We start from the raw sequence: 11,989 nt of genomic DNA, 5'->3' as shown, positions 1-11,989 counted from the left end.
AAGGCCAGTCAATTCGAAACATCTGTCAAAACGCATATCAAAAGATATACCAACAAACTCAGGTCATCCACAGATAACCGTCAGTCCATCAAACCAGAACCCTAAAGAACTAGTCAGAAAAACACGCCGTCAGCATATCCCTCTCTATCTCATATTCTCTTGTCAAAGACCAAAAGAGCCAAAAACCTTAGCAGAAAATCTTAAACCCGCCAAGATCACTTCGTCTCGGTGAAGCAGCTTCTATACCCCCAAACACCTACACGTCAACCCCTAACCAAAAAAAATGACATTTTTCTTTCAAGCCGCTTTTCCTCATGATTCCGGATGAGACCGGCATATGCTTGCACCACTCAATCAGCAGCAAGATATCACGACGGCAAAACACACGGCCCGGAATCGCAAACCACCCACCTGCCTCCTAAAATGAGGAGGAGTTTCATCCAGGCGAAGCAACACAATTTGTTACTTTAAGTTTCCATTATCTTCCGTGAGCACAATACCGGCTTGCCCCGCAGTCCCGGTCAATCTCTCATCCTCCAAAAATGCCCAGAAAAGCCGCTCATATCCTGATAACGCCGCCGTTATAACGTTCTAACAACCCCGCAGTTCCGGATGTTCTGGATCCCATAGCCCCTTGCTTGAGCAAGCCCCCAGCACTTGATGCAAAAACACGCCGTCCCCGTGAGGCCGGTCGACGCCACTTATTTTTAACATACTGAATTTAAATAAAAATATTAATGATCGCCTGATTTTACGATGGAAAACTGCATACTCCGATTACCTCTCCGGCTTCCACGCCCAGAACTCCACCATTGCAGTGGTGAATGTGCACGATAAAGGGGGAGATCGGGCTTCCATCCCTACATGATACTTTTATAAATCCACAAAAAGACTATATACGCCTCACGTTCGACCTTCTGGGGGACGGACTTACTGCGCCGGTTGGCGCCGCCGCATTTTTTGATTTTCTTCGAATGGCCAACTGATGAACCTTATGAACCCAGCCTCTGCACCCATCACGGAAGCAACACTCCAGCCACTTCCCTCTGCGTCTGGACAGGTGCGCCGTTACGGTGATTTTGCGACCTTTCCAGATGCGTTGGATTATGCCGCACAGGGGACAGCCGGGTTTAATATTTACTCTGGCAAGGGTGTGCTGCTTGAAGCCCTGTCTTACAGGGTGCTGCGGACACAGGCAGTTGAGACCGCAAAACGCCTGCTGGGCATGGGGCTACAGGCTGGCGACCGTGTAGCCATTGTTGCGGAAAGCGATGGTGATTTTGCCCGCATCTTTTTTGGCTGCCAGTATGCGGGACTTGTTGCGGCTCCACTTCCCCTGCCCGTCGCTTTTGGCGGCAAAGACGCTTATCTGAGTACCCTGCGTGGCATGATCACCAGCGCACAGGCCAGCGCCGTGGTTATCCCGGCCATTATCGAAGGGTGGACCGATGACATTGTAGAGGGTCTCGGCCTGGTTTTTGCTGGCTCCCCCAGCGAACTGATGGCCCGTCCCGTGCCCGATATGGAATTGGGTAAGGTGGATGCCGATGCGCTCTCCTACCTTCAGTTCTCTTCTGGCAGTACCCGCTTCCCTATGGGGGTCTGTGTCTCCCAGCGTTCGGGCATGGCTAATGTGGCCGCCATTGCGCATGACGGGCTACAGGTCCGCGAAACCGGAGATCGCTGCGTTTCGTGGTTGCCGCTGTACCATGACATGGGGCTTGTCGGCTTTTTTCTCACTCCCATGACGTGCCAGTTGACGGTTGACCTGCTGCCGACACGTGAGTTTGCTCGCCGCCCCCATGTCTGGCTTGACCTGATCAGCCGCAACCATGGCACTATCGCCTACAGCCCATCTTTTGGGTACGAACTCTGCGCCCGCCGCCCCGCTGCTGCCGGGCTTGACCTGTCCCGCTGGCGGGTTGCCGGCATTGGGGGCGACATGATCCGTGCCCATATCCTGCAGGAATTTGCCGAGCGCTTTGCTCCAGCCGGATTTAACGCCAAGGCTTTTGTTGCCAGCTATGGCATGGCCGAGGCAACGCTCGCCATCAGCTTTGTCCCACTCAACAGCGGGATCGAGACAGATACGGTTGACCTGCCCCTGCTGGAAAGCAAAGGGATTGCGCAGGCTCCCGCAAACTCCAGCACACCATCGCGTACCTTTGTTGTCTGCGGTAAAGTGCTACCCAAACATGCCATGGAAGTCCGCAACCCCTATGGGCTTGTACTGAAGGACCGCGAAGTTGGCACCATTTACGTCCGTGGCCCGAGCCTTATGTCCGGCTATTTCCGCATGCCCGAAGAAACCTCGCAGGTGCTGGATCAGGACAAATGGCTGAACACGGGGGATCTGGGCTACATGCTCAATGGTCAGGTTGTGGTAACAGGCCGCGCCAAGGACCTCATTATCATCAACGGCCGTAACATCTGGCCGCAGGATCTGGAATGGTCGGCTGAGACCCACATTCCCGCCCTGCGTAGCCGGGACGTGGCTGTTTTTTCTCTTGAAAAAGACAATCAGGAAGAAATCGTGGCACTGATCCAGTGCCGCGCCACCAACCCCGAGGCCCGTGAAGCCCTGCGGGCCGAGACGGTCAGTCTGTTCCGCAGGTTGCATGGGGTTGATGTGATGGTTGTTCTGGTTCCCCCTCACACGCTGCCACAGACATCTTCCGGCAAGCTGACACGCGCCAAAGCCCGGACAATGTATGTGAACGGAGCCTTTGCCCAGCAACCCGAAGTCGCCTGACGCACAGAAGAAAAGTCGGCTATGAATGAGAGGCTAGTCAAATCTGGTTTTTTCTCTCATAAGGCGGCCACGGCGGGCGGAAGCTCGGCTTGATATAAATGCCATAAAGGATGAAGACCCCGACATGAGCGAAACCGTTGAAAGCGTTTCCGCGCTGATCATCCAAAAGCTTCTTGCCAACCCCAAAGTCCCGCGCGACATCGACGGCAACTGCAAGATCATGGAAGACCTTGCATTCGACTCTCTTGCAGTCATGAACTTTGTCATGGAAGTGGAAGATAGTCTGGACGTCTCTGTTCCGCTCGACAAACTGGCGGACATTCGCACGATCAATGATCTGGCCGCCTGCATTGTTGACCTGAAGAACAAAGGGTAAACGTGGATGACGTCGCTGTTTTCCAAATTTGAGGGCCTTGCGAGCGCTCTGGGCTCTGTTGTCGCGGCTGGCGGGCGTAACCCTTTTGCCGTTGTCATTGAAAAGCCGCTCTCCTCCACTGTCGGGATCATAGAAGGGCGTGAAACCCTGCTCTTTGGTACCAACAACTATCTGGGACTCAGCCAGTCCGAACGCGCCATCAAAGCCGCGCAGACGGCCGCTGCGACTTGCGGTGTCGGCACAACCGGCTCACGCATTGCCAATGGAACACAGTCCCTCCACCGTCACTTGGAACGCAAGATAGCCGATTTTTTCAAACGGCGGGACGCCATGGTGTTCTCCACCGGGTATCAGGCTAATCTGGGCATGATCTCCGCTCTGGCCGGGAAAGACGATTATCTGATTCTGGATGCCGACAGCCATGCCAGTATTTATGATGGCAGTCGCCTGAGTGCGGCACAGGTTATCCGCTTCCGCCACAACAGCCCGGACGATCTGTATAAGCGCCTCAAGCGGCTGGATGCGCCCAACAGCGCCAAGCTGATTGTTGTGGAGGGTATTTACTCCATGACCGGCAACGTGGCCCCCATGGCCGAGTTTGCCGCCGTCAAGCGCGAAACCGACGCATACCTTATGGTGGACGAAGCCCACTCCTTTGGTGTGCTGGGCGAAAACGGCCGCGGGGCGGCTGAGGCCGAAGGTGTGGAAGCAGATGTTGACTTTATTGTTGGCACATTCTCCAAAAGTCTGGGCACGGTTGGTGGTTACTGCGTATCCGACCACCCTGAACTGGAATTCGTGCGCCTGAACTGCCGCCCTTACATGTTTACCGCATCACTCCCCCCCGAAGTGATCGCCGCAACGGGCGCCGCCCTTGAGGACATGATTGCCCAGCCAGAGCTGCGTCGTCAGCTTATGGACAATGCCGCCCACCTGCATGCAGGCTTTACCGGGCTTGGCCTTAACGCCAGCAAGCGGGTCAGCCCGGTTATCGCCGTAACGCTGGAAACAGTTGAGCAGGCCATTCCCATGTGGAACCGGCTGCTTGAGCTTGGGGTGTATGTCAATCTCAGCCTGCCTCCCGCAACGCCGGACTCACGCCCGCTCCTGCGCTGCTCTGTTATGGCAACGCATACTACCGAACAGATTGATCAGGCTCTTGCCATTTTTGGTCAGGCTGCCATGGAGTGTGGCGTACCGCTCCAGCCGCAGGGCGCGTAACATTACGCTCCCTGTTTAAAAGCTCCTTGCCGCCAGAGCTTCCACAGCACTGGCGGAGCGGCCAGCAATGGGTGTTTCTCCGCAAAAGGGCTTAGAGGAATGTCTATCCCGCTATGTCGCCGGATTTTCCACGTGGCATAGCGGGCACTTCCTTTGAATGTATAAACCGCCTTGATCAAGCGCAGGATATTCAGCGGACGCCCCAGCCGCGCCCTGAACCGCCATTGGCGCCGGGCCTTGCTTTTCTGTCCGGCAGTCAGCAGGGGCAGGACTTCCCCTCCCTCTGTCTTGAACGATAGGCCCGCAGCCAGCCAGCACGGGAGTAGGCTGCGCTCATACCGCTCCAGATTGGCGTCAACCAGACTGCTGCTTCGCTGTCCGTTTTCAACACGCAATTCTGCTTTGTAGGTACTGGCATACAGGGTATCCCAGAATACCCTGCAGGAAGCTTTACCCGGACCAAGAAGAGCCGCCCATTTTGCCGCGGTTACATTGGCGCGCGTAATGCAACGGGTAATGGCCTGCGTGGCCTGCGCATTGTTGCTCCAGACCAGCCTGACAGGCTGAGAAAACCGTGCCCAGACCGTAGTATTCAAAGAAGAAAATCGGGTCAGCGCATGCAGTTGCGCCAAGGTGAGAATGGCAATTTTAGCACGCATGACGCGACCTGCCACCCTGAGTTCCTGATACTCCACATTCGGTGGCAACACCGCATTGGCCACGCCGGCCAGAGCGGAACGCGGCCAGTCTGACTGCTGGTTTACAATAATGTAAAAATCGAGCAGCGTGTCTTTATCAATACCAGCCCGCAGGCCCGAACCGTAAAACAGAACCCCCAGAGGCCGCACCTTACCGAGCATCTGCTCCACAAATTCTGTCACGTCCGGGGCGACAGGAAGAACCAGTTCCTGCGTCAGCATATGTGTGAGTTGGCCAATGGCCTGCTTACGGGTTTTCTGCTCGGTATTAAGCATGTGTATCAGCCATTACGCATAAAGGAAGGAAACCGCCGGACCAGCCTGTATGGTAAAATCCGTCTTGTGGCCCGGTTCCAAAATCTCACCATCCAGCACAAAACTCTCGTTTGTCTGCATCTGAAGACTTTGCACGGAACCACTCTGGTAAGCAGGGGAGCGGCGTAGCCATTTCGGGGCCTTGCCACGTAGCAAGGTCCACACCGCACGCATGAGAGAAGGCGGGTATGCCGCCACATCCAGATAATGCATGCCATGACATGCCGCCCCACCAGCACGCCAGAACGGCCACACACCGTAAGGCAGTGTGTTCAGGGCTGTGCAAAGCACCATAAAATGGTTGTGCACGTTGCTGCTCTTGCCATCATATGTCAGCCGCGCGGCAGCCCCTGCCAGCCAGCCATCGCGCTGGCGGGGGAGCAAAAGCTGCATAACTGTCATGATCAAAGTTGCTATAACCGCCATATCATGCGCGTAATGCTTGAGAACTGCAGGCTGGTGCGCAATGCTTATACCCCGGCCAAAAGCCCCCATACCTCCGAAAAAGCCAAGGACTTCAGCCCCCTCATACCCCGTACGCAGGACAACAAGCGGGTGACGCTGCTTGACCTTGCGCATGGCCTGCCCCGAACGCAGCTCGGTTTGCAGGCAACGCAACGCTTCCGCCCCACGTTTGCCATACCCGACATCCGCAGCGATCAGGTTGGTATTACCCGATGGGATCACCGCAACAGGCGGCCACTCTGCTGGTGACCAGCCAGAAGCATGCAGAACGCTCAGCACCTTGCCAACCGTGCCATCCCCTCCATCCACCACAATACAGGAGGGCCTGTGCGTGCGCAGTTCCTCCACAACACCTTGCAATGCGGCATGCGTTTCTGGCGCATAAAGCAGGACATTGGGCAATGCCTGGATACTCTGGAGGTAATCAGGGCCATTCTTCAGGTTTTTACAACTGAACGGATTATAAATAAGGGCTAGGTGATCGGGCACTCACGTACTCTATAATGCACAAGTTTCTGGTCGGTGCTTTTGCTCCGGCCTGGCTCAGTGGTATAAAGACCCGGAGCCCGCTTGTCACATACTGTACGCTGGCGACGCCACCAACTGGAGACCTAATTTTCTTGGCCAGCGTTCTTCTTGCCCATTTTTCCGATCCACACCTGCCTCTGGTTAGCCTGCCCAGCTGGCGGGAATGGCGTTTCAAGCGCGCATTGAGCCTGTTAAGCTGGTTTTACCGTCGCAGGCATCTACATACCTCCGCTCCACTGCTGCGGGTCATGCAGGACATTGAACAGGCTCATCCCGCACTGGTCGCCATTACAGGGGACATGACCAATCTGGGTCTTCTATCCGAATTCCGTGCGGCCGAACGCTGGTTAAAAAAGCACAACCTGCCGCCCACACTGCTCGTACCGGGCAACCACGAGGCTCTGGTGCGGGAAAAAAGCGTGGAAAAACGCGCCCTGTGGGCACCGTGGCTCCACATGGACGAAAATGGCAGGGCTCCCTCCGTTCTTGTTCAGGATCATGTCGCCCTAATCGGGGTGAACACGGCTGTACCCACCCTGCCCTTCATGGCAACAGGCAGAGCGGGGCAGGAGCAACTGGACCTGCTGGGCAAGACGCTCAAAGCACTCGGCGAGTCCGGGTTATGCCGCGTTGTGCTGCTCCATCACCCGCCGGTCGCCCGTCTGGTCCAGAACCGCAAGAGCCTGACAGACCTGAACATGCTGCAGGACATCCTGCGCCGCGAAGGGGCTGAACTGGTACTGCATGGCCACTCCCACCGCGCCACAGCCTGCACCATCCCGAGCACCTCAATTCCTGTTCTTGGCGTAACCTCTGCATCCCACATTGCCAGCAGTCCCCAGAAAGCGGCAGGCTGGAACCGGATAACCATTACCGCCCAGCCCGACACATGGGATATTACCGTGCAACGCAGGGTACTTGGGGCGGATGGTTTTATGCATGACTGTGACGCAGGCAGAGTTTACTCACAGCATCGCCATTTACCAAAAACCGCAGTATGACGTTTTTCATGCTGAACGCGCCCGCCATCCGCCGCTTTATCAAGCGGTTCCGGCCCACAACGCTTGACCGTTATCTGATCAATCAGGTTATCCCGCCCTTTACCATTGCCTTGGCCGTGGTCATGACGGCGCTTCTGCTGGAGCGTCTGCTGGTTCTGTTTAATCTGCTGGCGGAGGGCAACAACAATCTGCGCACGTTTGTCGAACTGCTGACCACCCTGCTTCCCCATTATCTGGGGCTGGCCATACCGGCCGCCCTTTGCGTGTCGGTTTTTGCCGTCATGCGCCGCATGAGCCAGAATGAGGAGATCGACGCAGCCAACAGCAGCGGGCTCTCCCTCCTGCGGATCACGCGTCCTTATATCCATCTGGGGCTGGTGCTTGGGGGGATATCCTTCCTGCTTTACGGCTTCATCCAGCCCCATGCGCGGTATGATTTCCGGGCAGCGTTCTATTTTGCCAGCCATACCGGCTGGTCCCCGCGCCTGCAGCCACGCATGTTCGCCCGCCCCTCCTCTAACCTCACACTTGTTGCCGAGCAGGTCAGACAAAGTGGGTCGGAGCTGGAAAACATCTTTATTCACGATACATCAGAGCATCAGGAACGGAACATTACCGCCCGTAAAGGTCATATCCGCATCGCCTCGGATGGCAGCACGGTGCAACTCGAGCTGGAAGATGGCATCATCGTCTCGGATTCAGGCGACAAACCACCCAGCCTGACAACATTCCAGCACTCCACCCGCTACCTGACCCACGCCTCCCAGACTACTCCTTTCCGCGAACGTGGGGACGACGAGCAGGAACTCACATCCCCCGAACTGATCAGCAAGATTGTTCGCCATGATGACAGCGTCTCACGACCCCGCATGTGGTCGGAGCTGCATTTCCGCCTTGCCCGAAGCCTGACCATTCCCTTTATTCCGCTCCTTGCAACCGCACTGGCCATGGCCCGCAAGCGCCAGCGCAATAGTACGGGTCTGCCCATTGCCTTTATCCTCATGATCGGTTTTGACCATATCCTGCAATTCGGGCACAGCATGGTTGCAACCCGGCAGCTCTCCATACTGATCATATGGGTGCCAGCCTTTGTATTTATCTCCCTGTGTGTGGCACTGCTCCTTTACCGCTCGGGCACATTCGTCCTCTGGCGTGTCCGCTGGGCTCCGACAGCCAGAACCCGGCAGGCATAAAGAAAACCGCCATGAGCAAGCCTTCACCCAACCCACGTTACGTTCTGCTGCGCTACCTGTCCGGGGCCCTGCTTTTTCGTGTGGTGTTCTGCAGTTGCGTACTGGTCAGCCTGCTGGAAATTCTGGCACTGCTGGAGCAGACAACCCCCATCCTGCAACGGCATCTGGGTATGCTGGGGATTTTCAACTACGCCTGCATGCGTCTGCCCTTCCTATTATCCGGCGCGCTTCCGCTCAGTACGCTCATTGGCGCGCTGCTTATGCTGACGCAGATGACCTTTGCCAGTGAAATAGCCATTCTTCGCGCAGCAGGCCTGTCCACGTTCGGGTTATACAAATATCTTGTGCCCGCAACATTACTGATCGGACTGGCAGGCGTTGTGCTGGACGATCAGGTAACCCCCCGTTCCGAGCAGGCTCTGGCAGCCTGGTGGAATCGCACCGACCCCACCCCCGAGAACGGGCATTCCTTCTGGTTTCATGAAGGGACCAGCGTGACCCATATTGGTCATGTGGCTGATGGCGGCAATATACTGGGCACGGTTGACGTGTACATGCGCGATGCCAACTATATGCTGAGCAAGACCCTGCACGCGCAGACAGCCCATTACAGCGGCGCTCATGGCTGGATCCTTTACAACGTGACAGGGCTGGACGTGAACCTCAAGGACCAGAAGATTGACCGTCTGGAGCATCAGGCCGACATACCGTGGCACACGACTCTGGCGCCGCAGGACTTTATTCGTCTGTCTTCGGGCAATGCGCCACTGTCCACCGCCACCATTATCGGCATGTTGCGCGGGCAGCTTGCCTCGGATTCCAGCCCCGGTTTTCTTCGGGCCGGGCTGATCGAACGGTTCCTGCGTCCGGCGTCTCTGCTGGTTCTGCTGTTGATCGCAATGCCAGTAATCTATATCCCTCCACGAACGGGGACACGCAGTTGGTTGCCAGTATGGTGTCTGGGCGCTGGGCTACTGTTTATTGTTGTACAGGGACTGCTGCGGGCCATGGGTAATGCCGGTCTGCTCCCGCCTCCAGTTGCAACAGTTCCCGCGTTGATCATCTTTACATTGGGAGCACTGACTGTGCTCCTGAGGAACGAAACACGATGAGCGGAACTCTGAACAACCCCTCCCTCAAAACTGGTCGCAGTTTTGATCTGGGCAAAATGGATCTCCGGCAGCTGTGGATCGCCTATCTGACGTATCCAACCATTCTGCTGTATTTTGCCCTTGCCATTGCCAGTGCGTTTGTCTCTGCCTATTTTTTTGCAGGCTGGCCCAAAACACTCAGCGCCATACTGGCGGTAGTGTTTGTCTACCCCGTAGTGTGGTACCTGTTGCATCGCTATGTCCTGCACGGACACCTGCTTTACAAAAACAAATGGACCGCAGGCCTGTGGAAACGCATCCATTTTGACCATCATCAGGACCCGCATCTGCTGGATGTTCTGTTTGGCGCACCGGTTACAACCCTGCCCACCATAGCCGTGATCACCCTGCCCATTGGCTATCTGATCGGTGGTGTCGCCACAGCCGCCGCAGCGTTGAGCACAGGCATTGCCATTACCTGCATCTATGAGTTTTTTCACTGTATCCAGCATCTGAACTACAAGCCCCGTTCAGCATGGATCCAGCGTATGAAAGCCCGTCATGTGCTGCATCATTTCCATGATGAGGATGGTAATTTTGGCATTACCAGCTTTGTAGTGGACCGGATTCTGGGCTCCTACTACGTAGACGCCAAGGCACGCCCGCGCAGCCCGACCGTCTTTAATCTGGGGTATGATGTTGAGCAGGCCTCGCATTACCCCTGGGTTATGGAACTGACCGGTGCCCCCCCGCGCGACCGGCCCGATGGTGCCCGCCCGGACCAGAAACGCGCAGCATGAGCCCCACCCCCGCCATTACCGCTCTGGTGCTTGCCGGAACACGCCCCGGCAAGCCGGACCCCGTTGCTGTTGCCGGAGGTGTCTCGCACAAGGCACTTCTACCAATTGACGGTGTTCCAATGGTTGTACGGGTGGTTCATGCCCTACAGGCTGTACCCGCCATTGCCCGCATTGTGGTGTGTCTGGAAGACCCGGCTATTCTGGCCGGGCTTTTACCTGCCAGTGTGCAGGTTGTATCTTCCCGTCCCGAAGGGCCAAGTGCCAGCGTACTGGATAATCTTGCCCATTTTGGCACTCCCCTGCTGGTAACCACAGCAGACAATGCCCTGCTCCAGCCCGAGTGGGTGGAGGAACTGCTCCGCACATCAGCCACCAGGACCGATATTGCCGTAGGTGTGGCTACTCAGAGCTGCATCCAGCAGAGTGTTCCCCAGACCAAGCGCACCTATATCCGTCTGACGGACATGGTGTTCTCTGGCTGCAATCTGTTTTACTTCAAGACTGCGGTTTCCGCCCGCGTTGCCGAGCTTTGGCGCAGTGTGGAAAAAAACCGCAAACATCCGCTACGGGTCGCATGGACGCTGGGCTTGGGCATTCTGCTCCGCGCCGTAACCGGGCGGTTATCCACGCAAGCCCTGTATGCGCGCATTTATGCCCTTACCAGCGCACGGGCAGAGCTGGTTCCCCTATCGGACGGACGTGCTGCGGTGGACGTGGACAAGGAAGCTGACATTCTTCTTGCCCAACAGCTCGCCCCCATCATGAAGGCGCAATACGGGCATTAACCAAACCCTGCCGGGGCTGCAGGTGGCTCCGGCATCTTGCTTCAGGCGGGCATCACCTGCTCCAGCAGGAGCGGAATGTCCTGCATGCAAGGCGCGGAGACTCTGGCCCTGCGGGCCAGTTCGGGTGCACCGTAGCCCCAACCTGCAAACACAAAGGGGCAACCAGCTCCTTCGGCCGCCAGATAATCGGGCGGCATATCTCCCACCATCACGCTCCTGGCTCCATTCCCTCCTGCCTGTGCAATTGTGCCCAGCAGATGCCGTGCGTCTGGCTTGCGGGCAGCAAAGCTATCCCCTCCGCCCACACTTGCAAAAAGAGAGGTCAGGTCAAAATCCGCAAGAATACGGCGTGCCGCTTTTTCAGGTTTGTTCGTGCAGACCGCAAGCAGCCACCCCTGGGTATGCAGACGGCGCAAGGCCTCCCCGGCACCGGGGAACAGGCGGGATAACCGGGTGGCACGGGGCGTATACGCTGCCATAAAGCGGCTGACGGCCTCCTCCGTGGAAAAAGGTATGACGGGAACTATCCCGCTTTCTTTTGCTTTTTGCTCCACGCTTGCCTGCAAGGCCCGCTCCACCAGAGCCTGCACGCCGTTGCCGATCATGCCGCGCACCTGTGTATCGGACAGCAGTGGCAAGCCACATTGGGCCAGAATTTCACGGCAGCATTCCGCCAGATCCGGCAAGGAATCCAGCAAAGTTCCGTCCATATCGAACACGGCCAGACGCAAAGCCGACATTACCGTTCCTCCGCCTCGTAAATA

Annotated in this window: 12 protein-coding genes; 9 read left to right on the top strand and 3 right to left on the bottom strand. The window is 56.7% G+C overall.

Annotation, left to right across the window (positions count from 1 at the left end; all coding sequences use genetic code 11):
• The 4 genes from PY793_RS05595 to spt all read left to right on the top strand — a co-directional run.
• Window positions 1-232, top strand: a 232-nt coding sequence (locus tag PY793_RS05595; RefSeq protein ID WP_275177093.1) for a hypothetical protein, incomplete at its 5' end; no start/stop codon positions are given.
• Window positions 233-985: 753 nt separating this feature from the next.
• Window positions 986-2,752 (top strand): fatty acyl-AMP ligase, encoded by a 1,767-nt coding sequence (locus PY793_RS05590; RefSeq protein WP_275177092.1) that lies wholly within the window; start codon window positions 986-988, stop codon window positions 2,750-2,752.
• 124 nt (window positions 2,753-2,876) lie between these two features.
• Window positions 2,877-3,128, top strand: a complete 252-nt coding sequence (locus tag PY793_RS05585) for an acyl carrier protein (protein WP_025826198.1) — start codon at window positions 2,877-2,879, stop codon at window positions 3,126-3,128.
• 6 nt (window positions 3,129-3,134) lie between these two features.
• Complete coding sequence (spt, locus tag PY793_RS05580) at window positions 3,135-4,349, top strand: serine palmitoyltransferase (protein WP_275177091.1); 1,215 nt, start codon at window positions 3,135-3,137, stop codon at window positions 4,347-4,349.
• 2 nt (window positions 4,350-4,351) lie between these two features.
• Here the strand turns inward: spt and PY793_RS05575 are convergent, their stop codons facing one another.
• Window positions 4,352-5,269 carry a hypothetical protein gene (locus tag PY793_RS05575; protein WP_275177127.1) on the bottom strand — a complete coding sequence of 306 codons (918 nt, stop codon included), beginning with the start codon at window positions 5,267-5,269 and terminating at the stop codon, window positions 4,352-4,354.
• Window positions 5,270-5,335: 66 nt separating this feature from the next.
• Window positions 5,336-6,316 (bottom strand): diacylglycerol/lipid kinase family protein, encoded by a 981-nt coding sequence (locus PY793_RS05570; RefSeq protein WP_275177090.1) that lies wholly within the window; start codon window positions 6,314-6,316, stop codon window positions 5,336-5,338.
• A gap of 131 nt (window positions 6,317-6,447) precedes the next feature.
• On the opposite strand from PY793_RS05570, the gene PY793_RS05565 reads away from it, so the two are divergent.
• The 5 genes from PY793_RS05565 to PY793_RS05545 are packed head-to-tail and all read left to right on the top strand — an operon-like array spanning window position 6,448 to window position 11,225.
• Window positions 6,448-7,356: a metallophosphoesterase family protein gene (locus PY793_RS05565; RefSeq protein WP_275177089.1), complete on the top strand. Its 909-nt coding sequence runs from the start codon at window positions 6,448-6,450 to the stop codon at window positions 7,354-7,356.
• Complete coding sequence (locus PY793_RS05560; RefSeq protein WP_342803909.1) at window positions 7,353-8,549, top strand: LptF/LptG family permease; 1,197 nt, start codon at window positions 7,353-7,355, stop codon at window positions 8,547-8,549. The genes PY793_RS05565 and PY793_RS05560 overlap by 4 nt, the downstream gene beginning before the upstream one ends.
• A gap of 11 nt (window positions 8,550-8,560) precedes the next feature.
• Complete coding sequence (locus PY793_RS05555) at window positions 8,561-9,661, top strand: LptF/LptG family permease (protein WP_275177087.1); 1,101 nt, start codon at window positions 8,561-8,563, stop codon at window positions 9,659-9,661.
• Window positions 9,658-10,440: a sterol desaturase family protein gene (locus PY793_RS05550; RefSeq protein ID WP_275177086.1), complete on the top strand. Its 783-nt coding sequence runs from the start codon at window positions 9,658-9,660 to the stop codon at window positions 10,438-10,440. Before PY793_RS05555 ends, PY793_RS05550 begins: the two co-directional genes overlap by 4 nt.
• Window positions 10,437-11,225, top strand: coding sequence for a nucleotidyltransferase family protein (locus tag PY793_RS05545; RefSeq protein WP_275177085.1), 789 nt, complete (start codon window positions 10,437-10,439; stop codon window positions 11,223-11,225). Before PY793_RS05550 ends, PY793_RS05545 begins: the two co-directional genes overlap by 4 nt.
• 41 nt (window positions 11,226-11,266) lie before the next feature.
• Here PY793_RS05545 and PY793_RS05540 read toward each other — a convergent pair whose 3' ends face one another.
• Window positions 11,267-11,965, bottom strand: coding sequence for an HAD hydrolase-like protein (locus PY793_RS05540; RefSeq protein ID WP_275177084.1), 699 nt, complete (start codon window positions 11,963-11,965; stop codon window positions 11,267-11,269).
• Window positions 11,966-11,989: the final 24 nt, after the last annotated feature.

Origin of the sequence: Acetobacter fabarum (assembly GCF_029069195.1) — a bacterium.
GTDB classification, from domain to species: domain Bacteria; phylum Pseudomonadota; class Alphaproteobacteria; order Acetobacterales; family Acetobacteraceae; genus Acetobacter; species Acetobacter fabarum_A.
This window is presented reverse-complemented; position numbering and strand designations above follow the sequence as displayed.

What these genes read in the sequence shown, in the direction of transcription:
- PY793_RS05540 (WP_275177084.1), bottom strand. Translation starts at nt 11,965, where the DNA reads ATGTCGGCTTTGCGTCTGGCCGTGTTCGATATGGACGGAACTTTGCTG.
- spt (WP_275177091.1), top strand. Translation starts at nt 3,135, where the DNA reads ATGACGTCGCTGTTTTCCAAATTTGAGGGCCTTGCGAGCGCTCTGGGC.
- PY793_RS05545 (WP_275177085.1), top strand. Translation starts at nt 10,437, where the DNA reads ATGAGCCCCACCCCCGCCATTACCGCTCTGGTGCTTGCCGGAACACGC.
- PY793_RS05560 (WP_342803909.1), top strand. Translation starts at nt 7,353, where the DNA reads ATGACGTTTTTCATGCTGAACGCGCCCGCCATCCGCCGCTTTATCAAG.
- PY793_RS05575 (WP_275177127.1), bottom strand. Translation starts at nt 5,269, where the DNA reads ATGCTGACGCAGGAACTGGTTCTTCCTGTCGCCCCGGACGTGACAGAA.
- PY793_RS05590 (WP_275177092.1), top strand. Translation starts at nt 986, where the DNA reads ATGAACCTTATGAACCCAGCCTCTGCACCCATCACGGAAGCAACACTC.
- PY793_RS05585 (WP_025826198.1), top strand. Translation starts at nt 2,877, where the DNA reads ATGAGCGAAACCGTTGAAAGCGTTTCCGCGCTGATCATCCAAAAGCTT.
- PY793_RS05555 (WP_275177087.1), top strand. Translation starts at nt 8,561, where the DNA reads ATGAGCAAGCCTTCACCCAACCCACGTTACGTTCTGCTGCGCTACCTG.
- PY793_RS05550 (WP_275177086.1), top strand. Translation starts at nt 9,658, where the DNA reads ATGAGCGGAACTCTGAACAACCCCTCCCTCAAAACTGGTCGCAGTTTT.